This is a genomic window from Amycolatopsis sp. MtRt-6, from assembly GCF_017308975.1.
Taxonomy (GTDB): Bacteria; Actinomycetota; Actinomycetes; order Mycobacteriales; family Pseudonocardiaceae; genus Amycolatopsis.
Window position 1 is genome coordinate 24,492 of sequence record NZ_JADWPD010000012.1, and the last position, 26,994, is coordinate 51,485.

21 protein-coding genes are annotated in these 26,994 nt (G+C 72.8%); 13 read left to right on the forward strand and 8 right to left on the reverse strand.

The window, feature by feature from the left end; all coding sequences use genetic code 11:
• Window positions 1-3: 3 nt before the first annotated feature.
• Entirely contained in the window at window positions 4-873 is an 870-nt protein-coding gene (locus I4Q55_RS21190; protein ID WP_206789974.1) for an oxidoreductase, read from the reverse strand.
• A gap of 54 nt (window positions 874-927) precedes the next feature.
• Window positions 928-2,106 (reverse strand): glycoside hydrolase family 3 N-terminal domain-containing protein, encoded by a 1,179-nt coding sequence (locus I4Q55_RS21195; RefSeq protein WP_242546437.1) that lies wholly within the window; start codon window positions 2,104-2,106, stop codon window positions 928-930.
• A gap of 152 nt (window positions 2,107-2,258) precedes the next feature.
• Between I4Q55_RS21195 and I4Q55_RS21200 the strand changes: the two genes are divergently transcribed.
• From I4Q55_RS21200 to I4Q55_RS21225, 6 genes are all read left to right on the forward strand, one after another.
• Window positions 2,259-2,837 (forward strand): LuxR C-terminal-related transcriptional regulator, encoded by a 579-nt coding sequence (locus I4Q55_RS21200; protein WP_206789976.1) that lies wholly within the window; start codon window positions 2,259-2,261, stop codon window positions 2,835-2,837.
• Between the two features lie 9 nt (window positions 2,838-2,846).
• Complete coding sequence (locus tag I4Q55_RS21205) at window positions 2,847-4,103, forward strand: ABC transporter substrate-binding protein (protein WP_206789978.1); 1,257 nt, start codon at window positions 2,847-2,849, stop codon at window positions 4,101-4,103.
• Window positions 4,104-4,109: 6 nt separating this feature from the next.
• Complete coding sequence (locus I4Q55_RS21210; RefSeq protein WP_206789980.1) at window positions 4,110-5,006, forward strand: carbohydrate ABC transporter permease; 897 nt, start codon at window positions 4,110-4,112, stop codon at window positions 5,004-5,006.
• Complete coding sequence (locus I4Q55_RS21215) at window positions 5,003-5,827, forward strand: carbohydrate ABC transporter permease (RefSeq protein WP_206789982.1); 825 nt, start codon at window positions 5,003-5,005, stop codon at window positions 5,825-5,827. The genes I4Q55_RS21210 and I4Q55_RS21215 overlap by 4 nt, the downstream gene beginning before the upstream one ends.
• Window positions 5,824-7,164 (forward strand): GH1 family beta-glucosidase, encoded by a 1,341-nt coding sequence (locus tag I4Q55_RS21220; protein WP_206789984.1) that lies wholly within the window; start codon window positions 5,824-5,826, stop codon window positions 7,162-7,164. The genes I4Q55_RS21215 and I4Q55_RS21220 overlap by 4 nt, the downstream gene beginning before the upstream one ends.
• A 114-nt stretch (window positions 7,165-7,278) precedes the next feature.
• Entirely contained in the window at window positions 7,279-7,719 is a 441-nt protein-coding gene (locus I4Q55_RS21225) for a hypothetical protein (RefSeq protein ID WP_206789987.1), read from the forward strand.
• 82 nt (window positions 7,720-7,801) lie between these two features.
• Here the strand turns inward: I4Q55_RS21225 and I4Q55_RS21230 are convergent, their stop codons facing one another.
• Both I4Q55_RS21230 and I4Q55_RS21235 read right to left on the reverse strand, forming a co-directional pair.
• Window positions 7,802-11,434 (reverse strand): BTAD domain-containing putative transcriptional regulator, encoded by a 3,633-nt coding sequence (locus I4Q55_RS21230; protein ID WP_206789988.1) that lies wholly within the window; start codon window positions 11,432-11,434, stop codon window positions 7,802-7,804.
• 198 nt (window positions 11,435-11,632) lie between these two features.
• Window positions 11,633-14,878, reverse strand: coding sequence for a BTAD domain-containing putative transcriptional regulator (locus I4Q55_RS21235; RefSeq protein WP_206789989.1), 3,246 nt, complete (start codon window positions 14,876-14,878; stop codon window positions 11,633-11,635).
• Between the two features lie 172 nt (window positions 14,879-15,050).
• Here I4Q55_RS21235 and I4Q55_RS21240 point away from each other — a divergent pair, with 172 nt between their 5' ends.
• Genes I4Q55_RS21240 through I4Q55_RS21255 form a run of 4 tightly spaced genes read left to right on the forward strand, consistent with a single transcriptional unit; the run spans window position 15,051 to window position 17,560 of the window.
• Window positions 15,051-15,296: a WXG100 family type VII secretion target gene (locus tag I4Q55_RS21240; protein ID WP_206789990.1), complete on the forward strand. Its 246-nt coding sequence runs from the start codon at window positions 15,051-15,053 to the stop codon at window positions 15,294-15,296.
• The gene (locus I4Q55_RS21245; RefSeq protein WP_206789991.1) at window positions 15,293-15,538 is read left to right on the forward strand and encodes a WXG100 family type VII secretion target; all 246 of its coding nucleotides are present in this window, start codon (window positions 15,293-15,295) and stop codon (window positions 15,536-15,538) included. The genes I4Q55_RS21240 and I4Q55_RS21245 overlap by 4 nt, the downstream gene beginning before the upstream one ends.
• Window positions 15,539-15,584: 46 nt before the next feature.
• The gene (locus I4Q55_RS21250; protein WP_091317867.1) at window positions 15,585-16,187 is read left to right on the forward strand and encodes a response regulator transcription factor; all 603 of its coding nucleotides are present in this window, start codon (window positions 15,585-15,587) and stop codon (window positions 16,185-16,187) included.
• A 47-nt stretch (window positions 16,188-16,234) separates the two neighbouring features.
• Window positions 16,235-17,560 carry an amidase family protein gene (locus I4Q55_RS21255; RefSeq protein WP_206789992.1) on the forward strand — a complete coding sequence of 442 codons (1,326 nt, stop codon included), beginning with the start codon at window positions 16,235-16,237 and terminating at the stop codon, window positions 17,558-17,560.
• Between the two features lie 184 nt (window positions 17,561-17,744).
• Here I4Q55_RS21255 and I4Q55_RS21260 read toward each other — a convergent pair whose 3' ends face one another.
• The 4 genes from I4Q55_RS21260 to I4Q55_RS21275 all read right to left on the reverse strand — a co-directional run bounded on the left by I4Q55_RS21260 (window position 17,745) and on the right by I4Q55_RS21275 (window position 23,422).
• Window positions 17,745-18,938 (reverse strand): cell division protein DivIVA, encoded by a 1,194-nt coding sequence (locus tag I4Q55_RS21260; RefSeq protein WP_206789993.1) that lies wholly within the window; start codon window positions 18,936-18,938, stop codon window positions 17,745-17,747.
• 105 nt (window positions 18,939-19,043) lie between these two features.
• Window positions 19,044-21,038, reverse strand: coding sequence for an SDR family oxidoreductase (locus I4Q55_RS21265; RefSeq protein WP_206789994.1), 1,995 nt, complete (start codon window positions 21,036-21,038; stop codon window positions 19,044-19,046).
• Between the two features lie 103 nt (window positions 21,039-21,141).
• Window positions 21,142-21,957 (reverse strand): class F sortase, encoded by an 816-nt coding sequence (locus I4Q55_RS21270; RefSeq protein WP_206789995.1) that lies wholly within the window; start codon window positions 21,955-21,957, stop codon window positions 21,142-21,144.
• A gap of 4 nt (window positions 21,958-21,961) precedes the next feature.
• On the reverse strand, window positions 21,962-23,422 hold the full coding sequence (locus tag I4Q55_RS21275) for a collagen binding domain-containing protein (RefSeq protein WP_206789997.1): 1,461 nt from the start codon (window positions 23,420-23,422) through the stop codon (window positions 21,962-21,964).
• 317 nt (window positions 23,423-23,739) lie between these two features.
• Between I4Q55_RS21275 and I4Q55_RS21280 the strand changes: the two genes are divergently transcribed.
• The 3 genes from I4Q55_RS21280 (at window position 23,740) to I4Q55_RS21290 (ending at window position 26,877) form a co-directional block, all read left to right on the forward strand.
• Window positions 23,740-24,573 carry a Bax inhibitor-1/YccA family protein gene (locus tag I4Q55_RS21280; RefSeq protein ID WP_206789998.1) on the forward strand — a complete coding sequence of 278 codons (834 nt, stop codon included), beginning with the start codon at window positions 23,740-23,742 and terminating at the stop codon, window positions 24,571-24,573.
• A 194-nt stretch (window positions 24,574-24,767) separates the two neighbouring features.
• Complete coding sequence (locus tag I4Q55_RS21285) at window positions 24,768-25,463, forward strand: hypothetical protein (protein ID WP_206790226.1); 696 nt, start codon at window positions 24,768-24,770, stop codon at window positions 25,461-25,463.
• Window positions 25,464-25,617: 154 nt separating this feature from the next.
• Window positions 25,618-26,877, forward strand: a complete 1,260-nt coding sequence (locus tag I4Q55_RS21290; protein ID WP_206789999.1) for a YeeE/YedE family protein — start codon at window positions 25,618-25,620, stop codon at window positions 26,875-26,877.
• Window positions 26,878-26,994 lie beyond the last annotated feature (117 nt).

Consider the following 26,994-nt stretch of genomic DNA (forward strand, 5'->3'; position numbering starts at 1 on the left):
CGATCAGGCGGTGCCGATCCGGTCCAGATCCGCGAGAACGTCCGCGGGCAGCTCGAGCGAAGCGGCGGCCAGGTTCTCCCGCAGGTGCGCGGGCGACGACGTCCCGGGGATCAGCAGCATCGACGGCGACCGCTGCAGCAGCCACGCGAGCGCGACCTGCATCGGCGTGGCACCCACCCGGGCGGCGCAGTCGTCGAGCAGCCCCGACTGCAGCGGGCTGAACCCGCCGAGCGGGAAGTACGGCACGAAGGCGATGCCCTCCGCGGCGCACTTGTCGACGAGGGCATCGCTCTCCCGGTGGGCGAGGTTGTACTGGTTCTGCACGCAGACGACGGGCGCGATCGCCTTCGCTTCGTCGAGCTGCTCGGCGCTGACGTGGCTGACGCCGAGGTGCCGGATCAGCCCCTGCTCCCGCAGCTCGGCGAGCACCCCGAAGGGTTCGGCGAGCGACATCGGCACGGGGTAGTCGAAAGCGGCGTTGCTGAGCCGCAGGTTGACGACGTCGAGCGCGTCGACGCCGAGGTTCCGCAGGTTGTCGTGCACGGCCTCGGTGAGGTCCGCGGCCGACAGCGCGGCGGGCCAGCCCTTGTCCGCGCTCCGCCGCGCCCCCACCTTCGTCACGATGACGAGTGATTCGGGATACGGGTGCAGGGCTTCCTTGATCAGGGCGTTCACGGTGTGGGGGCCGTAGTAGTCGCTGGTGTCGAGGTGGGTGACCCCGCGCTCGACGGCCTCCCGCAGCACGGCGACGGCGGTGTCGTGGTCCTTCGGCGGTCCCCAGACGCCGGGTCCGGCCAGCTGCATGGCGCCGTAACCCATGCGGGTCACGGGAAGTTCGCCGCCGAGGTGGTAGGTGCCGCCGAGGTCCGCCATGCCGCTCCTTGGTCCGGGTGCCGTCGCGGGAAAGTCTAGGCCCGGCAGCGGAAATCAGCAGAGGCCCTTGCCCCGCAGCACGCGCGTCACCGACTCCTGCACCCGTGCCTTCGGCAGCTCACCGGTCTGCACGGCCTTCACCAGCCGGTCCAGCACCTCGTCCACGCGGCCCCCGGACGACCACAGCGCCTGGTCCGCGCCGGCCTGCAGCGCCTTGAGCACCGCCTCCGGCAGCGGATACTGCGCGGTGATCGCCTTCATCGCGCCGAGGTCGTCGGTCACCACCGGCCCGCCGAACGCGAATTCGCCGCGCAGCAACCGGTACGCGGCCGACGACAGGGACGCCGGGACGCCGTCGGTCAGGTCCGGCACGTCGAGGTGGCCGACCATCACCGCGACCGGGCCGTAGTCGGCGATGCCCCGGTACGGCACCAGGTCGACCGCGCGCAGCTTGTCGAGCGGCGGCGTGACGACGGTGCCCTTGTGGGAGTCGCCCGAGCCGTGGCCGTGGCCGGGGAAGTGCTTCAGCACCGGCTGGATCCCGGCGTCGCGCAGGCCGGCCGCAAACGCTTTCGCGTACGTCTTCACCCGGGCCGGGTCGGGGCTGAACGACCGGTCGCCGATCACGTCGTCGTCCGGGGCGTCCGTGACGTCGGTGTCCGGGGCGAAGTCCACGGTCACCCCGCGGGCGCGCAGCTGGCGGCCCCGCTCGGCGGCCAGCTGGCGCACCTGGTCCGGGGACTTCGTCGCGGCCATCGTCCGCGCCGAGGGCAGGTCGCCGTCGAGATCGTCGATGCGCTGGACGCGGCCGCCTTCTTCGTCGACCGACACCGCCACCGGCACCTTGGCCACCGCCTGGACGGCGGCCAGCGAGCGGTCTTTCAACAACGCTGTTGCGTTACCCCCGACGAAGATCCCGCCGACCTGGTGGTCGCGCACCAGGGACACCGTGGCTCCCGGGTTGTTGCCGGAGACACCCACGACGACCAGCTGCGCGACCTGCGCGCGGTCGTCGAGCCCGCCCACCAGCGACGCGCAGTCGCCCGGCCGCGCGAGCCGCGACGTGGGCGTGGCGGGAGCGGGCGGGGGAGCGGCCGGAACGGGAACCGGCCGATCGGACGTCCGGGGGACCGCCAGCCCGGACACGATCCGCGGTTGCAGCCCCGCGACCAGCGAACACCCGGCTACGACGGCGAACGCCACCCCGGAGGCGGCGAGAAATCGGCGGTTCATCGGTCCCTTCACTCGGTCGTGTGTGCCACGACCGTAGTCGACGCCCCAACTTCACGGCGTGAAGAATGGCGTCACGCGCCTTAGAGAATTCATGAAGGCGTCCTCAGCAGACTGGAGCCAGTCAGGAATCGTCGTGGGCGGAGGAGGGTTCGATGGACCAGGTGCGAGTGGCGGCGTGGGCGTCCGACCCGATCGCCCTGACCGGGCTGATCAACCACCTGAAGTCCCGTCCCGAGCTGCTGGTCCTGCCGCGCGCCCGCCGGGGTGAGGCCGCCGTGCTGGTGTTCGCCGTCGGGGAGGTCGACCGCGAGGCCGTCGCCGCGCTGCGGGCCGCGGCCGCCGAGTCGCCGGCCGCGATCGTGCTGGTGGCCGGGCACGTCGACCCCGCGCACGTCGGCCTGCTCGCCGACTGCCACGTCTCCGCCGTGCTGCCGCGGACCGCGCTCGACCGGCTGACCGCGAACGTGCTCGCCGCGGCGCGGGGCCGCACGTCTCCCCTGCGTGAGCAGGTCGAGGCCCTTGCCGGCGAGCACGGCGGCGCGGCACTCACGCCGCGCGAGGTGGATGTGCTTCGCCTGATGGCCGAAGGCTGGGACACTGCGGAGATCGCGGGCAAGCTCTGCTACTCGGAGCGGACCGTGAAGAACGTCATCTACGCCATGACCAACCGGCTCAACCTGCGCAACCGGCCGCACGCGGTCGCGTACGCCGTGCGGGCCGGTGTGATCTGAGGAAGCCTGTTGCGAACGATCGTCCGCCGGACCGCGCTCGTGGTCGCCGCGCTGATCCCGCTCGCCGCCTGCAGTCCGGGTGACGCCGAGGGGAAGACGAAGCTCACCATCGCGACCTTCGGCGAGTTCGGCTACGCGCCGCTGATCGCCGAGTACGAGAAGCTGCACCCGGACATCACGGTGCAGAACCGCGTCACCGACTTCGACACCCACCACAAGGGCCTCGCGACGCAGCTGGCCACCGGGCACGGCGCCGCCGACGTCGTCGCGATCGAAGAGCAGTACATGCCGCAGTACCGGAAGGCGAAGGACAAGTTCGCCGACCTGGCCGGCTACGGCGCCCGCGACCTGGAAAAGCAGTGGGTGCCGTGGAAGTGGGCGCAGGGCACCGACGGCGCCTTCGTGCTGGGCCTCGGCACGGACATGGGCAGCCTCGCCCTCTGCTACCGGCGCGACCTGTTCCAGGCCGCGGGCCTGCCTGCCGACCGCGACGAGGTCGCGAAGCTGATGCCCGACTGGAACGCCTACGCGGCCACGGCCGAACGGTTCACCGCCAAGTCGCCGGGTGTCAAGTTCGCCGACTCCGCCGGCACCGTCTACACGGCGATGCTCAACCAGTCGCCGGAGAACTACTTCTCCCAGCGGGACGACTCCTTCATCGCCGACCGCAACCCCAGCGTGCGTAACGCCTTCTTCCTCTCCGGCGGCCTCGCCGCGAAGGGGCAGACCGCGGCGGCGACGACGTTCACCCAGGCGTGGAACGTGGCGATCAAGCAGGGTTCCTTCGCCACCGTCGCCTGTCCCGCGTGGATGCTCAGCCAGATCAAGGAAGCCGGCGGGGACGCCAACCGCGGGAAGTGGGACGTCACCACCGTGCCCGGCAAGAGCGGCAACCAGGGCGGTTCGTTCCTGACCGTGCCGAAGCAGGGTGAGCACCAGAAGCAGGCCTACGAGCTCGCCCGCTGGCTGACCGCCCCGGAACAGCAGAAAAAGCTCTTCCTCTCCGACGGAATCCTGCCTAGCGAGCCCGCGGTCTACGAAGATCCGCAGGTCATCGCGCACACCGACAGTTATTTCGGTGACGCGCCGATCGGGCGGATCTTCGCCGCTTCCGCCGACCAGCTGCGCCCGAACTACCGCGGCCTGCGCGACGCCGACGTCCGGCCCGAGTTCGGCCGCGCGCTCGGCCGCGTCGAGGAAGGCACCAACACCGTCGAGCAGGCCTGGGCGGAAGCCGTCCAGCAGGCCCAAGCCGCCCTGAAGTAGCCGCGCGTGCAGCACCGCCTCGACCGCACGGTCACGCCGCTGCTGTTCGTCGCGCCCTTCTTCGCCCTGTTCGTCGTCTTCGGCGCCTTTCCGCTCCTGTACACGGCGTGGGTTTCGCTGCACGACTGGAACCTGCTCGAAGGCGACCAGGGCCGCTTCGGCCTCGCCAACTACGGCGACCTGCTCACCGATCCGCACTTCTACAACGCGCTCGCCAACACGGTCTCGATCTTCCTGCTCGCCGCCGTCCCGGAATTCCTGCTGGCGCTGGGCATCGCGGCGCTGCTCGACCGGCCGCTGCGGGCCGCGACCTGGTGGCGCACCGGTGTCCTGCTGCCGAACGTCGTGTCCGTCGTCGCCGTCGGGCTGGTGTTCGGGCAGCTGTTCAGCCGCGACTACGGCGTCGTCAACGAGGTCCTCGGCTGGTTCGGCGCCGGGCCGGTCAACTGGCGGGCGTCGACCTGGACGTCGCACTTCGCCGTGGCGAGCATGGTGCTCTGGCGCTGGACCGGCTACAACGCCCTGATCTACCTGGCCGCGATGCAGGCCGTCCCCCGCGACCTGTACGAGGCGGCGGAGCTCGACGGCGCTTCGCGGTGGCGGACGTTCTGGTCGGTCACCGTGCCGGGCATCCGGCCCGCGCTCGCCTTCACCGCGATCGCCGGCACGGTCAACGGCCTGCAGCTGTTCGCCGAGCCGCAGCTGTTCGACGCCGGCGGCTCGGCCGGCACCGGCGGCAACGACCGTCAGTTCCAGACGCTGGTGATGTACCTGTACGAGCAGGGGTTCACGCACCTCGACGCCGGTTACGCGGCCGCGTTGACCTGGGTGATGTTCGTGATCTGCGCGCTGTTCGCGCTGGTCAACTACCGGCTGGTGCGCCGGTTCGTGAGGTCGGCGTGACGGCGCGGCGGCGGCCGGGCGGCTGGGTCTACGCCGTGCTGACCGGGGTGCTCGGCGCGTCGGTGTTCCCGCTGTACTGGTCGTTCGTCGTGGCCACGCGGGACAACTCGGCGATCGGGGAGACGTCGCCGCTGCTGCTGCCGGGCGGGAACCTGGCCGGGAACGTGCGGCGCGTCTTCGGCACCGTCGACTTCTGGCTGGCCATCGGCAACTCGCTGATCGTCGCGAGCACGGTCATGGTGTCCAACGTCGTGCTGGCGAGCCTCGCCGGATTCGCCTTCGCGCGGCTGCGCTTCCCGGGCCGCAACACGCTGTTCCTGCTGGTCGTCGGCTCGGCGATGGTGCCGGCGCAGCTCGGCGTCATCCCGCTGTACCTCGTCGTCGGCGACCTCGGCTGGTACGGGCGGCTCGAAGCGGTGATCGTGCCGGCGCTGGTCAGCGCCTTCAGCGTGTTCTGGATGCGCCAGGCCTGCGAGAATGCGATCAGCCCGGACCTCGTCGATGCCGCGACCGTCGACGGCTGCTCGATCCTGCGCACCTACTGGCACGTGGCCGTGCCCGCGCTGCGCTCGCCGGCCGCGGTGCTCGCGATGCTGACGTTCATGGCCACCTGGAACGACTACTTCTGGCCGCTGGTCGTCCTCGACCCCAACGAGACGCCGACCGTGCAGGTCGCGCTGTCCCAGCTGGCCAGCGGCTACTACACCGACTACGCGCTGATGCTCACCGGCGCGACCGTCGCCGTCGTGCCCGTCATCGCGCTGTTCCTGCTGCTGGGCCGTCACCTCGTGCGGGGCATCCTGAAAGGGGCACCGGTATGACCTTCCCGGCGGGCTTCCTGTGGGGCGCGGCCACCGCGTCCTACCAGGTCGAGGGCGCGGTGTCCGAGGGCGGCCGCGGACCGTCCATCTGGGACACGTTCGCGGCGGCCGACGGCAAGGTGCTCGGCGGCGCGACCGGCGACGTCGCCTGCGACCACTACCACCGCTATCCCGAGGACATCGGCCTGCTGGCGGACCTGGGCCTGAACGCCTACCGGTTTTCGGTGGCGTGGCCGCGGGTGATGCCGGACGGCCGGACGACGTCCGCGGCCGGGCTCGCCTTCTACGACCGGCTGGTCGACGAGCTGCTGAGCCGTGGCGTCCTGCCGGTGCTGACGCTCTACCACTGGGACCTGCCGCAGGCGCTCGAAGACGCGGGCGGCTGGCCGTCGCGTGACACGGCTTCGCGGTTCGCCGACTACGCGGCGGTGGTGCACGCCGCGCTCGGCGACCGCGTGCGGCAGTGGACGACGGTCAACGAGCCGTTCTGCGCGGCGTTCCTCGGCTACGGCAGCGGCGTGCACGCACCCGGCGGCCAGGACCACGCCACGGCGCTGGTCGCGGCCCACCACCTGCTGCTGGCGCACGGCCTGGCGGCGCGGGCGCTGACCGGGCCGGGTCACGAGGTCTCCCTGGCGCTGAACTTCGCCCCGGCGATCCCGGACGGCTCGTCACCGGCCCACGCGGAGGCGGCCCGGAAGTTCGACGGCATCCACAACCGGTTCTTCCTGGACCCGGTGCTGGGCCGCGGCTACCCAGCGGACGTGGTGGCGGCCGCGGGCCGGTTCGCGGAGTGCGTCCGCGACGGCGACACGGACGTCATCGCGGCCCCGATCGACTGGCTGGGCGTGAACTACTACGCCCCGGCCCGGGTGACGCCGCTCGACGACCCGCAGGCGCCGAGCAACTGCCCGCTGCCGACGCTGCGCGGCTTGGACGTCCTGCCGGCCCCGCCGCCGCTGACGGCGTTCGGCTGGGAGCAGTCACCTGCGACGCTCACTTCGCTGCTCACGTGGATTTCCGCTCGGTCCGGTGGTCTGCCGCTGGTGGTGGCGGAGAACGGGGCATCCTTTGTGGACAAGGTGGTGGACGGCCGCGTGTACGACGCGGCCCGGGTCAACTACTTCATGGAGCACCTGCGCGCGGTCCACGACGCGCTGGGGCTCGGCGTCGACGTCCGCGGGTACTTCGCCTGGTCGCTGCTGGACAACTTCGAGTGGGCCATGGGGTACACGCAGCGGTTCGGCCTGATCCACGTCGACTTCGAGACCCAGCGGCGGACGGTCAAGGAGTCGGGCCGCTTCCTCGGCCGGGTCGCGAAGGCCAACTCGCTGTGATTCGTGATCCCGATCGCGTCTCGCCGGCGAACTTGATCTTCGTCCGGAATGCCGGTACGGTCCGGTTCACACTGACCTAGGGGGATAATGGTGAGGATTCGACAGCGCCGGATCGTGGCGGTCATCGGAATCGTGATGGGCTTCCTGGCAGCAGGTGTCCTGCCCGCGCAGGCCGCGCCTGCCGGCACCGTGGGAGGTGGCGCCGCCCGATCCGCGTCGGTCGCGGCCGCCGAGCCGTCGACGTCGCCGGCTCCGGCCCGGCGCGTCTGGGTCTCGGTCGGCGAGGTGCACGACTGCCCGACCGGCTACGCCTGTGCCACTCCGAGCTGGGGATCCAACGGTGGCTGGGAATTCCAGTTCTACAACTACGGCACGTATTCGCTGAACAACTTCACCGGCAACTCGGGCTCCGTCGTCAACAGTCAGACCGGGAACGCGGGCATGCGGCTTCTCGACCAGAACGGCAGGCTGATCCGTTGCCAGTGGGCGGGGACAGGCGACTCCGTCAACTGGGATCCGGTCTGGTACATCCAGCTGTCGGCCACGCCCTGCTGAGGCTGGCCACGGCACTCGCAGCAGTTCGGTGAGCACCGACCCGGCCGGGTCGGTGCTCACCGCGTTTTCCGGCAATTCCAGGTCAGCCGGACACGCGCCGGCGGACGGCGTCGGCGACGCCCGAGCGTGACGGCGTTTCGAGCTTGCCCAGCAGCCGCGCGACGTGGGCCTGGACCGTCCGCCGCGGCAGCGACAGCTCGGCCGCGATGTCCGGGTTCGACCGGCCCTCCGCGACCAGCCCCGCGATGCGGACCTCGATCGGCGTCAGCGACTCCCAGCCGTGGCCCGGGCGGATCGGGGAGAACAGCGCGCCCCGGCGGACACCCAGGCGGCGCAGGCGGGTCTCCGCGCGCCGCAGGTCCCACCGGGCCGCCAACGCCGTGTACAGCTCGGCCGCCTCCTCGAACGCCGCGTGTGCCGCGTCCAGGCGGCCTGCGCGCGCCAGCAGTACCGCCGCGTCCTCCAGTGCCGAGGCCAGCTCCGGGCGGCGACCGACCGCGCGGAAGTGCTCGGCCGTGGCCAGCACCGGGGCCGGGTCCTCCTCGATCAGCCCGCGGCACCACGACGCCGCCGCGTGCGCCCGTGCCGGACGTCGCTCCTTCGCCGCCTCCTCCTCGCACACCGCCAGGGCGCGGCGGGCGCGGGCGACGTCGTCCTGCTCCATCGCCAGCCGCACGAACGCCGGCAGCCACTGGTGGCGCAGCATCATCTGCGCGTATGTCGGGTTCAGGATCGGCTCCAAGACCGCCAGCGCGCGGACCCGGTCACCGCGCTGCTCGGCCGCCAGCGCGTCGGCGACCAGCAGGAAGTCGAAGCTCTCGCGCTCGGCGCTGGTGGCCGGCGCGTACTCCTCCGCCGCGTCGAGGTGGGCCGCCGCCTGGGCCCGGTCGTCGCGGCGGCCCGCGATCAGCGCCGCGACGCCGTGCAGCAGCAGCGCCGCCGGGCCCGGCTCGCGCAGGCCGTAGAACGTGATCGCCGGGCCGTCCTCGATGACCGTGTCCAGCTCGACCAGCGCCTCGTCCCAGCGGCCTTCCCAGTACCGGTGCACCGCGGCGGACACCTGCAACCCGACCGGCAACGCGTGCCGTGCCGCGACTTCGCCCGCCGCGCGCAGGGCGTCGCCCGCCTCGGCCAGCCGGTCGAGGTTCTGCAGCGTGAAGACGCGGTTGTCGAGCAGGTCCAGGTGCAGGTCGGCCAGCTCGTGCTCGTCGCCGACGGCCTCGATCGCCGCGTCGATGTGGGCGAGCGCGCGGTCGTGCTCGCGGCGCACCGAATCGACCAGCCACAACGACTGCAGGGCGTGCGCGGTCAGGTAGCGGTCGCCGCCGGCGAGCGATCTGGTCTCGTGCGCGGTCCGCTCCGCGGCGTCCAAATCGGACAGGCTGCCGCGGCGGAAGTTCGCCAGCAGCTGCCGGTGCTTGACCCGCCAGAGCTCGGGCACGGCCGGGTCGTCGATCCACGCGGCGAGCGTCGCGACGGCGCCTTCGGTGTCGCCGCGGCGGTGCAGCAGCGCCGCGAGCACGTGCCGCATCTCCTCGACGGCGTCCGGCTCGGTGGCGACGTCGAGTGCCTGCCGCGTCAGGGCTTCCGGGCTGCGTTCGAGCCGGAACAGCACCTTGACCAGCGCCACCAGCAGCGTCTCCCGGCGCGGGTCGGTGCCGGGGCACGCGGCCAGCGCGCGTTCCAGCAGCTCGACGGCGATGAGCGGCGCCCGGGTGGACACGGCGGCGTGGTGCGCGGCGAGCCAGTCCAGCACCCATTCGTCCACTGTGGCCGGTGCTGCCACCAGCTGCTCGGCCACGCGCTTGACCGGCGCGCCGATCCCGGCGAGCGCCTCGGCGGCCTGCCGGTGCAACGCGGCCCGCGTCCCGGCCAGCAGCCGGTCGTACAACGCCTGGCGCAGCAGCGGGTGCCGGAACGCCAGCTGCGTCCCGGTGTCGATGAGCACGTTCGCCGCGACGGCTTCTTCCAGCGGCGCCAGCAGGTCGGACGGCCGGCTGCCGAGCACCGCGGCGACGTCGCCGACGGCGAACTCCATGCCCAGCAACGCACCCCAGCGCAGCACTTCCTGCGTCCGCGCGGTGAGAAAATCCAGCCGCCGGTCGACCGCGGCGACCAGGGACCGCGGGGCCTCGAACTCCGCCGGGTCGTCGACGTCGGCCTGGCCGCCGCTCACCTCCACCGCACCGGCCCGCTTCAGGACGTCGACCATTTCCTTGACGTACAACGGGTTTCCGGCACCACGGGCGGCCAGCTCGCGCAGCCCCGGCCCGGGCGGTGCCCCGAGCTGGTCTTCGATCAGCCTGCCGACGTCCTCGCCGGTCAGCGGCGCGAGGTCGAGGACGACGCCGTCCCGCGCCTGGACGCCGCGACGCAGCTGGGCGAGCTCGGCGCGGTCGGGCGCGGGGCGGGTCGCGGCCACGAGCAGCAGCGGCAGCTGGCGGGTCGCCGCGCAGAGCCGGTGCCAGACCAGCACGGAAGCTTCGTCCGCCCACTGGAGGTCGTCGATCACCAGCACCTGCGGCGACTGCGCGCACAGCTCGTCGACCAGGGCCAGCAGCCGGTCGACGGCGCCGAGCACCGGGTCGGCCGGGCCCCAGCTGCGCCGCGCCGGGCCTTCGCCCGCGAGTTCCTTGGCCACCCGCGCGCGCCGCGGGTCGGGCGAGTGCGCGTCGATCGCCAGGCACTCCAGCACGACCTGCAGCGGGAACCGGGTGCTCAGCTCGTCGGCGGCCGCCCAGAGCCGCTGGAACCCGAGGCCGTCCGGCAGCGCGGAGGTGAGCAGCGCGGACTTGCCGATCCCGGCGTCCCCTTCGATCCAGACGGCCCGCCCCCGGCCGGCGCGGACGCCGGCGACGAGCTCGGCGAGCTTCGCCTGTTCGGTTTCGCGGCCGAAGAGCCGGTGCCCGGTGACCACGACCGGTGGCGCGGGCGCGTCGAGCGCGGGGTCCTGGGCGAGGATCTGCCGCTGGAGCCGCTGCAGCGCGGGGCCGGGTTCGACGCCGAGTTCCGCGACGAGCGTGGCACGGGCGTCGCGGAAGACGTCGAGCGCGTCGGCGGGCCGCCCGCTGCGGTAGAGGGCGAGCATGAGCGACTCCCGCAGCGACTCCCGCAGGGGGTGTTCGCCGGCCAGCACGGCGAGCTCCGGCGCGAGGTCGAGGTGCCCGCCGAGGGCGAGCACGGCTTCGGCACGCCGTTCGAGGGTGTCCAGCCGCAGCTCGGCGAGGTATTCGCGGTGCCGTTCGGCGAACCCGCCGGGCACCCCGGAGAGGGCTTCGCCCTGCCAGAGCGCGAGAGCGTCGTCCAGTTCGGTGACGGCGGCCCCGGGATCGCCCTGTTCGAGGTGCCGTCGCGCGCGTTCGCGGTGCCGTTCGAAGAGGGCCGCGTCGAGCGCGTCTTCGCCGAGCACGAGGGAGTACCCGGCGGGATCCGAGACGAGGACGCTGGCGGCCGACCAGCGTGACCGGCCGGGTTCGAGGGCCCGCCGCAGCCCGGAGACGTAGGTGTGGACGCTGCCTTCGACGCTGGCCGGGGCGGCGTCGCCCCACACGCCGGCGATCAGTTCGGCCCGCGGAACGGGCCGGCCGGCGTTGACGGCGAGCACCGCGAAGATGGCACGCTGACGAGCGGGGCCGAGGCCGATTTCGGCCGCCCCGCGCCAGGCCCGCAGCGGGCCGAGCACACCGACCCGCAGGCCGGGGTCTTCCCCTGGCATGTCGTTGCCGTCCCCTCTGGGACTCGCGCCCAGACCCCATCCCCCAGGGACCACTACTCAGCTGACCTTACCGACGTGACAACCCCTCCCGAGGTTGCGCGCCCAAGCGCCCCAAGGCCACATTGGGTGCGTTCAACGCACCGAAGGCCGCCTTGGGTGCGTTGAACGCACCGAAGGCCACATTGGGGCGCTCGGGGTTCAGCTTCCGGCGGCCGCCCGGGGCCGGGCCGCGGGGGCGCGCCGGATGCCGAACGGCCCCATGCGGGCCTCCGCCCGCCGCACGTCCCACACCGCGCCCATCTCCGTGTACGCCGTCAACGCGCCGCGGAACGCCGTCCGTGCTTCCGCCAGCTCGCCCGCCTCCGCCAGCAGGATCGCCGCGTCCTCGGTCGCCTTGGCCTGCTTCAGCACGCGGCCGGCCGCGCGGTAGTGCCCGGCCGCCGTCAGGACCGGCCCGGCGTCCCCCGTCGCGAGACCCCGGCAGTGCGCGGCCGCCGCCGCGTGTGCGGGCGGGACCTCTCCCTCCGGCTCGAGCAGGCGCAACGCCGAACGCACCCGGTCCCGATCGCCGAGCAGCACCGCGAGCCGCACCAGGTCGGGCAGCCACTGGTGGCGGGCCGCGGGCGGGTAGTTGTCCTCCAGCAACGGCAGCAACGCCGTCAGCGCGGCCTCCGGACGGTCTTCCTGCTCGGCCAGCAACGCCCGCGCCGCCAGCAGGAAGTCGCCGCCGTCGGGCTCCAGGCCCGGTGGCCACCGCTGCCGGTCGGCCGCGTCGAGGTGCGTGCGCGCCTGGCCCGGTTCGCCGCGGTGCCCGGCGATCAGCGCGCCGACGCCGTGCACCAGCAGCGCCGAACCCGGGCTGCGCAGCACGTACGACGCCGTCTCGGCGCCGTCGCGGATCACCGCGTCCAGCTCGGCCAGCGCCTCCGGCCAGCGGCCCAGCCAGTAGTAGTGCACCGCGCCGGCCAGGTGCATCTCGCCCGGCACCGCGCGCGTCGCGGCGATCCGGCGGGCGGCGTCGAGCGGCTCGGCGGCGTCGTCGAGGCTGTCGAGGTTCGGCACGGCCAGCGCGGCGTCGTCGAGCGGGTGCAGCCCCGCCGGCGCCAGCGCCGTCTCCGCGCCGAGCTTCTCCAGCGTGGCCAGCAGCGACTCGTGCCGCCCCCGCCACATCTCCGGGACGTCGGCGTCGGCGAGCGTCCGCTTGAGCTCGGCGGTCGCCTCCGCGAAGTCACCGCGGCGGTAGTAGACGTACGCCAGGATCCAGCGCATCTCGGCCGCGCGCCTGCTGTCGGACGTCCGCGCGACGACCGAGCGCGCCTCGGCTTCCGGCTCCCGGCCGAGCCAGAACAGCAGCCGGGCCAGGGTCGCGGTCAGCGTCTCCCGCGCGTCCGGCGGCAGCGTGCCCTGCGTGACGGCGTGGCGCAGCAGGTCCACCGCGACCCGCGGGGTCGCGGTGGCGACCGTCCCGATGTGCTCCAGCAGCCACCCGGTGACCCACGGGTCGACCTGCGCGGGCGCGGCGGCCAGCTGCTCGGCGACGCGCTCGGCGGGGGCGCCCGCGGCCGCGAAGGCCTCGGCCAGCTGCCGGTGCAGCGCGACCCGCATCGCCGCAGGCGACTTCTCGTAGAGCACGCGGCGCACGAGCGGGTGCCGGAACGCCAGCCGGTCGCCCGATTCGACGAGCACCCCGGACGTGATCGCCTCGTCGACCGCGCCGACCAGCGCCGTCGGCGGCCGCTCGGTGGCGACCGCGATGTCCGAAGGCGAGAACTCGCGGCCCAGCAGCGCCGCCCACCGCAGCGCGTCGCGCGTGCCGCTGGACAGGAAGCTCAGGTACTGCGTGATCCGCGAGCCCAGCGGCGCCGGGACCGTCTGGCACGAGTTGCCGTCCAGGTGCGCGTGGACGCCGTCGAGCACGATCATCGACTGCGCGAGCAGTGTCTCGACGATTTCCCGGACGTAGCGCGGATTGCCGGCCCCGTAGGAGACCAGCCGCTGCAGCCCGGGCCCGGGTGGCGCGCCGGCCAGCTCGGTCGCCAGCTCGTGCGTGGCGTCCTCGGCCAGCGGCGGCAGGGTCAGGACGGCGATGTCATCGTTGTCAAGCAGCTCGTCCAGCGCGGCCGGCCGCGGTACCGGACGGCAGGCGCCGACCAGCAGCAACGGCAGCTGCCGCGTCTCCCGGCTCAGGTAGCGCCAGACGCGCAGCGTCGTGTCGTCGGCCCACTGCAGGTCGTCGACGACGAGCACGAGCGGGGCTTCCGCGCACAGCTCGCGGACCAGCCCGAGCACGCCGTCGACCGGGTCCTCGCCGGACTGCTCGGCGAGCCGCGCGGCCAGTGCGGCCCGGCGCGGGTCGGTGGCGCGCGGGTGCACGCCCAGCGCGTCGAGCAGCGGCCGGAGGGCGAACCGCTGGTCCAGCGCGTCCGCGGCGGCGAACGCCGGGTGGAAATCCCGCGCCGCGGCGAGGACTTCGGCGAGCAGCGCGGTCCGCCCGCTGCCGGGCTCGCCTTCCAGCCACACCGACCGCCCTGTCCCGGCACCGAGGCCGGCGACGGCTTCGTGCAGCCGGTCGAGTTCGGCCTCCCGGCCGACGAAGATCTCCGCCCGCTCGGGCAGCGCCGCGGCCGGCACCCGCGACACGGCCGCGACCGGCGCCGGCTCCGGTGCCGCGGCGGGTTTCGCCAGCAGCTCGTCGTGCAGCCGCCGCAGGGCCGGGCCGGGTTCGGTGCCCGAGGACTCGACGAGCCGGTCGCGGACGTCGGCGTAGACCGCGATCGCCTCGGTCCGCCGTCCCGCCCGGACCAGGGCGCGCATGAGCAGCCCGCGCAACGTCTCGCGGTACGGGTGTTCACGGGTCAGCGCGGTCAGCTCGGCGACGAGCTCGGTGTGCCCGCCCGAGTCCAGCACGACCTCGGCGCGCCGCTCGACGGTCGCCAGCCGCAGCTCGGTGAGCCGGGCGCGCTGCGCGGCGGCGAACGGCCCGGGCAGCCCGGACAGCGGGACGCCGTGCCAGAGCGCCAAAGCTTCGTCGAAGGCTTCGCGGGCCCCGCGGAGGTCACCGGCGGCGTGCTTGCGGTGCGCCTGCTCGCGCAGGGCTTCGAACCGGTGGACGTCGATCGCGTCGGCGGCCAGGCGCAGCGAATAGCCGGACCCGATCGACGCGAGCAGCTGCGGGCCTTCGCCCTTGGCCCGGCCGGGTTCGAGCGCGCGCCGCAGCCCGGAGACGTAGGTGTAGATGGAGCCCTGCGCGCTCTGCGGCGGCGCGTCGCCCCAGACGGCGTCGATCAGCTCCTCGCGCGAAACCGTGCGGTCCGGGTGCATCGCCAGTGCGGCGAGCACCGTACGGCGGTGCGCGGAACCGAGGTCGAGCTCCGTGTCGCCTTGCCAGGCCTTCATGGGGCCCAGCAGCTGGAGTCTCGGTGCGGAGCCGTCCGCGGCCGACATCGGTCTCCCTTCGTGCGCGACGAATCGTCACGCGCCGGATGCCTGCCGTGAGCATACGCGGACGTCGTGAACCGGCAGGCAATGATGGCGGACATTCGGGCAAGGGCACGCGGGCGGGGTTCCGCGCCGCCGCTCCGGTGCGTCACGCTCGCGGAGCCCGAGAGGAGCCGCGATGCCGACCGAAGACATGCAGCGGGCCGCAGCCTGCTTCGCGCACGCCCTCGAGGCGGCCCGGTCGGGCCTTCGCGACGTCAACAGCGAGATGGCGATGGTGCAGGCGTCGTGGCGCGGTGAGGCGTCGGTGCGGTTCGGCCAGGCGATGAGCGACTGGGAGCAGGAGTTCGACGTCATCCTGTCGCGGCTGGCGCAGCTGCTGGAGGCGACCGGCGGCCCGATGCCGCGGCCGCGCCTGCCGTGACGCGGCTCGACTTCAGCTTCGCCGATCTGGTGCTCGACCGGATGGGCGCCATCACCGGGGACCTGGGCGAACTGCTGGCGGACCTGGAGGCGCGGGTCGAGCCGGGGCTGGCCGGCTGGACGCCGGAAGCGCGGGAGGAATACCTGCGGGCCAAGCGCGACTGGGCCCGCGCGGCCGAGCGGATGCCCGGGTGCCTGGAGCGGGCGCGGGCGGCGTTCGGCGAGCTGTCTTCACGCGCGTGAAGGCGGAATAGGGACGGCGTGAAGACACGCCGTCCACACTGCCCCCATGAAGCCCGTCGAAGTGAGTGTCCTGGCCTCGGACCCGATCACGCACGCCGGCGCGGTGAGCCTGCTGGACAACCATCCCGACGTCCGGCTGACCGACCTCGTGCCGGACGTGCTGCTGGTGATGGAGGACCACGTCACCGAGGCCGTCCTGGGCGAGATCCGCGCGGCCAAGGCGTCCCACGTGGTGCTGGTCGTCGAGCACTTCCGCGAAAGCGACCTGATGGCGGCGCTGGAGTGCGGCGTGGTGGCGATCCTGCCGCGCCGCGAGACGGGCGGCGCCGAGCTGGTGACGGCGGTGCTCGCGGCGGGCGACGGCACGGCCAACCTGCCGCCGCGGCTGCAGGGCGCGCTGCTGGCCCAGGTGCAGCGGATGCGCAAGGACGTCCTGGAGCCGAACGGCCTCACGCTCTCCGGGCTGGCGGCGCGCGAGTGCGACGTGCTGCGGCTGGTCGCCGAGGGGTTCGGGACCGAGGAGATCGCGGCGAAGCTGTGCTACTCGGAGCGGACCGTGAAGAACGTCCTCTACGGACTGATGACGCGCTGCGGGCTCAACAATCGTGCGCACGCCGTCGCCTACGCCTTGCGAGCCGGCGCAATCTGAGACGTTTTCTTTGCCGCTGTCACCTTTCCGTGGGCTAGGGTCCGATCATGGTGCGCACGGCAGTGGAGATCGCGGCTTCCGTCCGGGCCGGGCAGCTCGATCCGGTGCAGGTCACCGAGGAGGCTCTCGACCGGATCGCGGCGGCGGACGGCGTCGTCGGCGCCTTCCGGCGGGTGCGTGCCGAGGAGGCGCTGAAGGAAGCCGCGGAGGTCGCGGCACGGCCGGACCTCGCGTCGCTGCCGCTGGCCGGGGTGCCGGTCGCGCTCAAGGACGTCACGGAAATGGCCGGTGAGTACGCGTCGCACGGCTCGCTGGCGGGATCGTCGGCGCGGGTGGCCGCGGACGGCGTGATCGCGACCCGGCTGCGGGCGGCGGGCGCGGTGATCGTCGGGCTGACGCGGGTGCCGGAGCTGTGCATCTGGCCGATGAGCGACACCCCGGACGGCATCGCGCGCAACCCCTGGGACCCGACGTATGCGGCGGGCGGCTCGTCCGGCGGCAGCGCGGCGGCGGTGGCGGCGGGGCTGGTCCCGCTGGCCCACGGTTCGGACGGCATGGGCTCGGTCCGCCTCCCGGCGGCGATGTGCGGCCTGGTGGGCCTGAAGCCGGGCGCGGACCTGCTGGCCGAAGGCGGCTGGTTCGGCATGTCGGTGCACGGGCCGCTGGCGACGACGGTCGCGGACACGGCGTTGCTGCTGTCGGTGCTGGCTGCTCGTCCGGAGCTGGCTGCGGTGTCTTCGCCGGCGCCGGTCCGTATCGGCATGTCGACAACGGTGCCGCTGCTGCACAGTCCGGTCCCTCGCGAGCTGGTGGCGGCGGTCTCGACGGCGGCGGGCCTGCTGGCGGCGGACGGCCACGAGGTGTCCCCGGCGGCCCCGCGGTATCCGGCGATGATGGTCCTGGGCATGACGGCCCGCTGGCTGGCGGGCCCGGCGGAGCAGGCCCGTGCGTTCGACGTCTCGCGGTTGCAGCGCCGCACACGAGCCCACATCCGCGCGGGCCGGCTGGTTTCCCGGGCGGGCCTGCTCCGCCCGGCCACGCGTGACCGGTGGGTGGCCCGCGCGGAGGAGTTCTTCGCGACACATGAGGTGCTGATGACGCCGACGCTGTCGCACTGGCCGGTGAAGGCGGGCCGCTGGCACGAGAAGGGCTGGCTGGCGAACGTACTGCCGTCGACCCGCCTGGCGGGCTTCACGGGCCAGTGGAACTTCGCGGGCTACCCGGCGATCACGGTCCCGATGGGACGGTCGGCGGTGTCAGGGCTGCCGACGTCGGTGCAGCTGGTGGCACGTCCGGGCGGGGAGCCGCTGCTGCTGGGCCTGGCGGCCCAGCTGGAGGCGGCCAACCCCTGGCCCCGAACGGCGCGCAGCTGAAGAAGCGCCCCAATGTGGCCCTCGGTGCGTCCAACGCACCCAATGTGGCCTTCGGTGCGTTGGACGCACCCAAGGCGGCCTTCGGTGCGTTGAGCGCAACCAAGGCCACATTGGGGCGCTTGAGTGGCCTGCCGGCGGGCCGGAACTGTCGGTGGTCGCCGGTAGCGTGGGAAACGGGGGCTGCTCAGTTGCCCGGCTTGCTCCCGGTCGGCGACAGCGGCTTCGCGCCATTGCCGTTCGTGCCGTTGCCGTTCGCCGGCTTGGTCGCCGGGCCGTTCGAGTTCGCCGGCGTGTTTCCCGGCTTGGCCGCCTGAGGCGCGGGCTTGGGCGCCGGAGCCGGCTTGGGCGCGGGCTTCGGTGCCGACACCGCCGCCTTCGGGATCGGCGGCTGCACCACCGGGACCACCGGTGCGGCCGGCGTGGTCGCCGACTCCACGTCCGTGTCGCCGCCGACCAGCTTCGACGCCTGCGGGATCACCGCTTCCTCCGGCAGGGTCGCCAGCTGCGTCTCGCTGCGGTTGAGGATGTCCTCCGCCATCGCCAGGCTCTTGCGCGCCTGCTCGCGGATCTCCGCCAGCCGCTCGACCTTGCGGTTCGCCGCCGTCGTGCGCTGGGCCGCCTGGGTCGTCGCCTCGTCCAGGCGCCGCTTGGCCTCCGCCGTCGCCTCGTCGAGACGCCGCTTGGCCTCCGCCGTCGCCTCCGCGATGCGGCGCTCCGCCTGGTTCTTGCTCGCCGTGCGCTGGTCGGCGATGTGCTTCTCCAGCGCCGCCTTCTGGGCGGCCTGGGCCGCCTCGAACTCGCGCTCGAGCTTCCGGCGCTTCCGCTCCGCCTCGTTGTCCAGCAGCTCGCGCCGCTGGGCCGCCTCGACCGTCAGCCGCTGGACCTCGGCGCGGGTTTCCGCCAGCGCGTTCTCGTGCTCGGAGTGCAGCAGGTCGGCCTGCTTGTCGAGCTCCGCGACCAGCTTCGAGTACCGCTCGCGCAGCTTCGTCGACGCCTCCGTCGAGGACGCCCACGTCTTCTCCGCGGCGACCTCGGCGCGCTTGATGATCTCGTCGGCGCGGGCCTGCGCGAGCGTCACCGTCCGCTGCATCCGCTCGTCGAGGTCCTCGAGCCGCTCCGGCGGCTTCTTGAGCTCTTCGATGCGCGCTTCCAGCGCCGCCACCTGCTGCCGGACGGACTCGGCTTCGCGGGTCGCGGCGGCGGCCTGCGCCGCGGCCGCGTCGCGTTCGCTCAGCACCCGGCGCAGCTGGGCCTCGACGTGGTCGAGGTACTGCCGGACCTCGTTGCGGTCGAAGCCGTGCCAGGCCTGCGTGTACTCACGCCGGAGGGGGAGAAGGCCGTTGAGGGCGGTTGCGGCGGGGTCGCGCTCAGGAACCATGCGCCCGACCGTACCCGGGCACCCGCCGCCTCCGCCTTCCGGCTTAACGAATCACTGACAAGTGTCGCCGTGTCGCCGGAACGGCCTCACCCACGAAACGCAGCGTCACCAGTGGAAGCCGCGGGAAAGCCGCGCCAACGCCATCGCCGCGCGCGAGAGGTGTTTCTCGCCACGTCCGATCTTGAGTTCGCCCGAACCCCCCGCCGCGGTCGAATCCGGGAAGATCCGGAAACCCTGGTACGCGACGGCGTCGGTGAGGCCCGGCGTGAGCGTGTACGCCAGCCCGATCGCCTGCCCGGCCGGCGTCCCGATGTGCTTCGGCCGCTCGACGAGCGCCTTCATCACCATGTCCGCGGCCTGCTCCGGCGACTTCGTCGGGAACGCGTCGTAGATCTTCGTCGGCCGGATCATCGGGGTGCGCACCAGCGGCATGTGGATGGTGGTGAACGTGATCCCGTCGCCGTGTGTCTCGGTCGCCGCGATGCGCGAGAAGTAGTCCAGCGCCGCCTTCGACGCCGCGTACGCCGAGAAGCGCGGCGCAATGCCCTGGACGCCGATCGACGACACGTTCACGATGTGCCCGAACTTCCGCTCCGACATGTGCGGCAGCACCGCGAGGATCAGCCGCACCGCGCCGAAGTAGTTGATCGCCATCGCGCGCTCGTAGTCGTGCATCCGGTCGTAGGACAGCTTGATCGAGCGGCGGATCGAGCGGCCGGCGTTGTTCACCAGCATGTCGATCCGGCCGTGCTCGGCCAGCATCGCGTCGACGGCCTTGTGCACCGAGTCCTCGTCGGTCAGGTCGGCCGGGTACACCGACGCCGTGCCGCCGGCGGCGACGATCTCGTCGCGGACCTCCTCCAGCTCGTGCTGGCGGCGCGCGACGAGCAGCGGGACACCGCCCGCGGCCGCCACCTTCAACGCGGTCGCGCGCCCGATGCCCGACGACGCGCCGGTGATGATCACGCGGCGGCCGTCCAGTTCGCCGCGCGGGCCGTGCTTGCGGGCACGGAACGGGTCGAGGTGCTCGCGCCAGTAGCGCCACAGCGTCGGCGCGTACTCCTCCAGCCGCGGGACCTCGACCGTGCCGGCCAGCGCCTTGCGCGTCTCGGCCGAGGAGAACACCGACGGGAACGCCATTGTGTCCAGCAGCACCGGCGGGATGCCGAACCGCTCCATGACGGCGTCGCGCGCGATGGTGACGCCGGGAATGTGCTCGGTCAGCTTGACCAGCCCGACGATCCGCTTGGAGATCCCTTCGCCCAGCTGGACGGTGATCGTCGGCGCGCCCGCGGCCCGCGCGAAGGCGTTGTAGACCGAGACGACCGGCTGCGGCTCGGGGTTGACCAGGTGGAAGGCGTGGCCGTCGAGGCCCGGCTTGACCACCAGCTCCAGCAGCGCCTTGGCGACGTAGTCGACCGGCACGATGTTCGTGTCGCCGAGGTCGGGGCCGACGATCGGCAGCACGTCGGGCAGCCCGGCGAGCCGGTTGATCGCCGGGAAGAGGTAGTACGGGCCGTCGATCTTGTCCATTTCGCCGGTCTCGGAGTGCCCGACGACGACGGCGGGCCGGTACACCCGCCACGGCACCTGGTCCTGTTCGCGGACGATCTTCTCGGCTTCGAACTTGGTCCGGTGGTACGGCGTGATGAGCCGCTGCCCGGCGTCGAACATCTCCTCGGTGAAAACGCCTTCGTGGTCGCCCGCGACGGCCACCGAAGAGACGTGGTGCAGGCAGCCCGCGCGCAGGTCCGCGGCGAGGTCGACGACGGCCCGCGTACCGTCCACATTGGCCTTGATGCTGGCTTCGTCGTCGGCGGTGAGGTCGTAGAGCGCGGCGAGGTGGACGATGTGGTCGACGCTCCCGCGCAGCTGCTCCCGGTCGGCTTCGGACACGCCGAGCAGCGGCTCGCCGAGGTCGCCGGTGACGAGCGTGACGCGGTCGGAGTGCGGCCACTGGTCGACCAGCGCGGCCAGCTTGGCCCGCGAGGACGCGCGCACCACGAGGGCGACGCGGTCGTCGTCGGGGCGGGAGAGCAGCAGCCGGGTGAAGTGGCGCCCGATCAGTCCGGTCGCCCCGGTCACCAAGAACGTCGCCATTGTCTTCACACCTTCCGCGCTCCACAGCCCTGACCCTGGGCATTCTGCTGCATGGCGAGGCCCGCGACCACCATTTCGAAACGTGATGTTACCCACGAGTAACTTAGGCCGGGTCCGCGATGACGACGCGGTTCTCCTCGTAGCCGTCCGAGCCGCCGACCCAGCGGCCGCCGCACGTCACCAGCACCACGCGGTGCGGGCCGGACGGGCCGAACAGGTAGTCCGCGCGGGCCGGCAGATCGCTCTTGTGCACCGTGACCAGCTGCGCAATGCGGTACCGCCACGTCTTGCCCGCACTGTCCACAATGGTCACTTCGGCGCCGATCCTGGCGGTCCACAGCTCGGCGAACGGCCCGGTCGCGCCGCGCCAGTTCACGTGGCCGGCGAACACGCTCGCGCCGCCCGCCGCGTCGAGTGACGCGCCCCACCACGTCGCCTGCCCGAGGTCGGTGGGCACCGGCAGCTCGCCGTTCGGGCCGAGGTCCGCGCGCACCAGCGTCGCCGTCCCGCCGCCGGGCAGCCGGACGGTGCCCGGCCGCTGCCGCGCCGGCGGCACGGACGACGACGGCGGCGGCCCCGGTGACGACGGCGTCTGCGCGGCCGGTGCCGCGGGTGTGGTGGCGGCCGGCGGCGGGGATGGCGCCGCCGGTGCCGCGGCCGCACCCGCGGCGGGCAGCGCCGTGCCGGTCACGACGGCCGCGGGCGCCGCGGCGAGCACGGCGGGGCCGTACTGCACCGCGAGCACCGTCGCCGCACCGAGCGCGAAGCCGGCGAGCAGCCGGCCCCGCCCGGGCTTCGGCGCGGGCCGATCCCGGTGATCATCGGACGGCTCGTCGTCGACGGCCGCCCAGCCGACGCCGCGGTGCCATTCATCGACGAACCAGTCCTCGCCCTGCCGGTCGCCGCCGTGCCGCGCCACGCCGTTACCGCCGGGACGCCCGCCGCGCGGCGACGCCGAACAGCCCGGCCGCCAGCAGCACGAGCAGGCCGAGCCCGGCCAGGCCCGGCACCGAGTAGCTCGTCTCGACGACACCCTGCGCCCGCGCGACCGGCTGGTCTCCGGCCGGGATCGCGCGCGGGACGTCGTTCGGCTTGTTCGTGACGGTCAGCGCGAGGGTGTCGCCCGGCTTGACGGTGCCACAGGCCGACGGCGGGTTCTGCGGGTCGAACGCGTTCGTGTAGCCCGGCGGCGGGCTCGCCTCGACGACGCAGATCTCCTGCGGCGCGCGGAGGTTCTCGACCGTCACGCCGCCGGTCTTGCCGTCGGTGGTGACGACCGCGGGCTTGCCGTCGGCCCCGGTGAGCGGCTTGCCGTCCTGGCCGAGCGCGGGCGACGTCCGATCCTTGCCGGTGATCCGCAGGACCGCGCCGCCGACGCCCTGGCCGGTCTTCGCGTCCGTCTTGGTCACCTGGACCTTGCCGGGCTTGGCCACGCTGACGGCGCCCTGGGCGGTCAGCTCCCGCTCGCCGCCGGTGGAGACCACGCGCTGCACCTTCGTGTCGACCGGCACCCGTACGTAGGGCCGGTCGGCCGGGGCGGACAGCGCGGCCACGAGCTTCGGCCGGTCGCCGGTCGGCGTCAGCTTCACCGTCACGGTGCCGTCGGCGTCCGTCTTGAGCGTGACGTCCTTCGCGGCAGCTTGCGGGCTCGAGTTCCCGGCCGCGTTGCCGGTCTTCTCGCCGCCGATGGTGGCGTCGGTCGCCGTCAGCTTCACCGGGACGTCCGGGACGCCCTTGTCCTTGGCGTTCTTCACGGTGACCGTCCACTCGGCGGCCTCGCCGGGGTGCTGGTCGCCCTTCGGCGTGGTCACCGACGCGGTCCATGGGCCACGGTCGGTCTCGGCCTCGGCGCGCAGCCGCTCGACGGCCGCCTTGGCGTCCGCGGGGAGCCGGTCGAGGTGGTACGGCGCGTCGTAGCCGATCTTGTCGGAGGTGAGCGACGGGGCCAGGTCGGCCGCCGTGCGCGGAGCGGCGGTCCACGAGTGCAGCAGGTGGGCGAGCGCCGCGGCTTCGGCCGGCTTCTTCGTGTCGCCGTAGCGCAGCAGCAGGTAGGAGATGTTCGCCGCCTGGTCGGCGGGCAGCTTCGTGCCCCACTTCGTGAGCAGCTCGTCACCCGGCTCGTACCGCTCGTCGGTGTCGGGGGCCTTGAGCTGGAAGCTCACGCAGAAGACCTGCTCCCCGCCGACGACGTACGAGCCGAGCCAATTGCGGCTCGGCCGCGGGGTCATGTCCTGGCCGGGCTTGACCTCGTAGCCGATGCCTTCCTGGCCGGCCGCGGCGGCCGGCGCGGCGCCGACCGTCACGGAGAGCGTGCCGAGCAGGGCCGCGGCGACGAGTCCGGTGAGCGCGCGAGTACCCGCGCGCGGGTGTGTCGACCACCCCATGGTGTCCATGCTCCTTCGTTCGACGCGCGGCAGCGCCCGGCGTCTCTGCAGGTCACACGACTGATCAAGGCCCCGACGCGCGTTCGGTGAAGATCCGAGCACGCGAAGTGAGCGTTGCGTCAAGGGGCGAAACTGTGTACCGCTCTTCGGGTGGCTGTCGCCGAACGGTCGTGACATCCGTCGCTTACCGTGTCGTCCGAGGCAGACGGGCTGCCGTCGAGTAAAGTCGTCTTTACTCGACGGGAACCGCGCGCCCGCGGCGGTCGTTGAACCCGATGCAGCGATGATTCACAAAGCAGCAGATCCAGGAGGATCAGGTGCGTTCCAGTAGCAACCCGGCGTTCCGCAACCTGCCCGGCGGCGGAACCCAGACTTACGGGCAGTACGGGCCCCCCGTGGGCTTCAATCAACCCCAGGGCGGCGTGCCCGGGTACGACCCGGGCCGGGCCACTGCCGGCGAGGGCGACCGCCCGATGACCGTCGACGACGTCGTCCTCAAGACGGGCATGTCCCTCGGCGTCGCGCTGCTCGTCGGGGTGGTCACGGCGATCTGGGCCCAGGTCCAGCTGGCCGAGACCGGCCGGCTCTCCGGCGCCCTCGTCGGCGCGATGATCGGCGGCCTCATCGTCGGGCTCGTCATCTCGCTGGTGATCATCTTCCGGCAGAAGCCCAGTGGCGCGCTGACGCTGACGTACTCGGCGGCCGAAGGTCTGTTCCTCGGTGCGCTGAGCGGCGTGTTCGAGGCGATCTACCCCGGCATCGCGCTGCAGGCGATCATCGGCACCGCCGGTGTGTTCATCGGCATGCTGGTGGTCTACAAGACCGGCGCCGTGAAGGTCACGCCGAAGCTGACCAAGTGGATCGTCGGTGCCGTCGTCGGTGTCGCGATCCTGATGCTGTTCAACCTGATCAGCTCGCTGGCGTTCGGCTTCAACCCGCTGCGCGACGGTGGCCCGCTGGCCATCATCTTCAGCCTCGTCTGCATCGGTATCGCGGCGTTCAGCTTCCTGCTCGACTTCGACCAGGCCGACCGGATGATCCGCGAGGGCATGCCGTCGAAGTGGGCCTGGTACACCGCGTTCGGCCTGATGACGACGCTGGTGTGGCTGTACCTCGAGATCCTGCGGTTGCTCTCGTACTTCCGTGAGTAACCTGGCTCACAGTTCCGCAGTGAAGGCGCTCCGTAATCGGCGGGGCGCCTTTTCTGTGGGTATTTAGTGCATTTGGGGACCCCGCTGCGGCCCGCCCTCACCCTGCGTGTTTGATGTCCGGGTCGGTTCTTCATTTCACATGTGTGAGGTTCACAGTGAGCGTTCCCCCTCCGGCCCCCGGGGGCCAGCAGCCGGTGGGTCAGCCCGATCCTTACGGACCGCCTCCGGGCGGCCAGTCGCAGCAGCAGTACGGCCAGCCCGGCCAGTACGGTCAGCCGCAGGGCCAGCCGGGTCAGTACGGCCCGCCGCCCGGCCAGTTCCCGCCCGGCGGCCAGCCCGGGTTCCCGCCCGCGCCGCCGGCTCCGCCGAAGCGCTCGAAGGCCAAGGGCCTGATCATGGGTGGCCTCGGCGCCATCGTGGTGGTCGTGCTGGTCATCGTCGGGATCGTCTCGTTCATGAAGTCGCCGGCCACTTCCCAGGCCGGTGACTGCCTCACGATCACCGAGTTCACCCAGGGCGGCGACGACCCGGCGAAGGCCGACTGCAACGACCCGAAGGCGAACGTCAAGATCGCCAAGAAGCTGGACAAGGCGTCCGAGGACTGCCCCGGCGGCACCGGCGCGGGCTACGACACGTACTCGGTGAGCGGCCGCAGCTCGTACAAGCTGTGCCTGATGATCAACGCGAAGCAGGGCGACTGCCTGGCGAACTTCACGTCCCAGACCAAGGGCTACCTGAAGGTCCCCTGCACCGACCCGACCAAGGACGGCGAGCTGGTCAAGGTCGTGACCGGCCAGGCGGACAAGAGCGTCTGCGAGGACACCGACGCCACGCGCGTCGCGGTCTACCCGGAGCCGGCGACGACGATGTGCGTCAAGACGAACGAATAGCTGTCGCTGCACGAAGGCCCTCTCGCCGCCTCGGCGAGGGGGCCTTTCGCGTACCCGGATTGCTCCGTTCGTCCCACACTGTGCGACGGGCTGCAACCGCCCGGTCACGCGTCCTAACTTGGGTCGTCCTGCCCGCCCGAGCCTGGAGTAGCCGGTGGCGACGACCCAATCCCCGATCGGTGACAAGTACTTCCCCACCTCCTGCGCCGCGCCCGCACCGCGGCCGGAGGAGCCCGTCAGGATCGTCCCGCTGGCCGTTGCCGGGGTGCTCGCGGCCGGCCTGACCTGGTACGTCTGGGCGAGCCAAGGCGCCAAGTTCGGCGTCCTGCTGCTGCTCGGCCTCGGGCTGGGGCTCGCGCTCTTCCACTCGCGGTTCGGCTTCACCTCGGCGTGGCGGCAGCTCATCGCCGTCGGCAACGGGCAGGGCCTGCGGGCCCACACCGTGCTGCTCGGCACCGCCGCGACGCTCATCGCGCTGATCGCCGGCACCGGCAGCGGTCTCTTCGGCAGCAAGCCCGCGCCGACGGCCGGCGCCCTCGGCCTCGCCCTCTTCGCCGGCGCGTTGCTCTTCGCGATCGGCATGCAGCTCGGCGGCGCGTGCGCGTCCGGGACGCTGTTCGCCGTCGGGTCCGGCCAGTCCGCCATCGTGCTGACGCTGGGCGGGTTCGTCGCCGGCTCGGTGCTCTACACCTGGGCGTACCCGGTGCTGTCCGGCTGGCCCGAGCTGAAGGGCGTGCTGCTCGCCGACCACGTCGGCTGGTTCGGCTCGTGGGCGATCACGATCGCCGTGCTCGCCGGGATCGTGCTCGCGACCCGGACGGTGCAGCGCCGCCGGACGCCGCCGCCGGTCGACGTCGTGCCGACCGCGCGGGGCTTCGCCCGGGTCTTCCGCGGCTCCTGGCCGATGCTCGCCGGCGCCGTCGTGCTGGGCGTGCTGGCCGCCGCGGTTTTCCTCGTCTCCGGCGGGATCTGGGGCATTACCAGCGCGTTCGCCTTGTGGGGCGCCAAGATCCTGCAGGTGTTCGGCCTGCACCCGGAGACGTGGGAGTTCTGGCGGCAGAAGGCGAACGCGACGTCGCTGGCCGCCCCGATCTGGCGCGACAAGACCAGCCTCACCGACATCGGCATCATGATCGGCGCCGCGGTGGCCGCCGCGGCCGCGGGCGCGTGGAAGATCCACAGCTCGATCCCGTGGCGCACGGCCGTCGCCGCGCTCCTCGGCGGCGTCCTCATGGGCGTCGGCGCGCGGATGGCCGGCGGCTGCAACATCGGCGCGTACCTCGGCGGCATCTCCACCGGCAGCCTGCACGGCTGGCTGTGGGGCGTGTTCGCCCTCGGCGGCACCTGGATCGGCCTCAAGCTGCGCCCGCTGTTCGGGCTGGCGAACCCGGAACCCACCGACAGCGTCTGCTGACCCCGGCGGATGGTCTGCCGCGGCTTGTCGTGAGTGGTAATTAGGGTTAGAACCCGAATTACCACTCACGACCGGGGCCGCTGGCAGCCTCAGGAAAGGCGCGCGATGATCAGCGCC

Bases quoted from the DNA above. Each gene is read 5' to 3' on its own strand.
- I4Q55_RS21260 (WP_206789993.1), bottom strand. From the start codon at position 18,938: ATGGTTCCTGAGCGCGACCCCGCCGCAACCGCCCTCAACGGCCTTCTC.
- I4Q55_RS21195 (WP_242546437.1), bottom strand. From the start codon at position 2,106: ATGAACCGCCGATTTCTCGCCGCCTCCGGGGTGGCGTTCGCCGTCGTA.
- I4Q55_RS21275 (WP_206789997.1), bottom strand. From the start codon at position 23,422: ATGGGGTGGTCGACACACCCGCGCGCGGGTACTCGCGCGCTCACCGGA.
- I4Q55_RS21235 (WP_206789989.1), bottom strand. From the start codon at position 14,878: ATGTCGGCCGCGGACGGCTCCGCACCGAGACTCCAGCTGCTGGGCCCC.
- I4Q55_RS21265 (WP_206789994.1), bottom strand. From the start codon at position 21,038: ATGGCGACGTTCTTGGTGACCGGGGCGACCGGACTGATCGGGCGCCAC.
- I4Q55_RS21190 (WP_206789974.1), bottom strand. From the start codon at position 873: ATGGCGGACCTCGGCGGCACCTACCACCTCGGCGGCGAACTTCCCGTG.
- I4Q55_RS21200 (WP_206789976.1), top strand. From the start codon at position 2,259: ATGGACCAGGTGCGAGTGGCGGCGTGGGCGTCCGACCCGATCGCCCTG.
- I4Q55_RS21230 (WP_206789988.1), bottom strand. From the start codon at position 11,434: ATGCCAGGGGAAGACCCCGGCCTGCGGGTCGGTGTGCTCGGCCCGCTG.
- I4Q55_RS21255 (WP_206789992.1), top strand. From the start codon at position 16,235: ATGGTGCGCACGGCAGTGGAGATCGCGGCTTCCGTCCGGGCCGGGCAG.
- I4Q55_RS21240 (WP_206789990.1), top strand. From the start codon at position 15,051: ATGCCGACCGAAGACATGCAGCGGGCCGCAGCCTGCTTCGCGCACGCC.
- I4Q55_RS21250 (WP_091317867.1), top strand. From the start codon at position 15,585: ATGAAGCCCGTCGAAGTGAGTGTCCTGGCCTCGGACCCGATCACGCAC.
- I4Q55_RS21220 (WP_206789984.1), top strand. From the start codon at position 5,824: ATGACCTTCCCGGCGGGCTTCCTGTGGGGCGCGGCCACCGCGTCCTAC.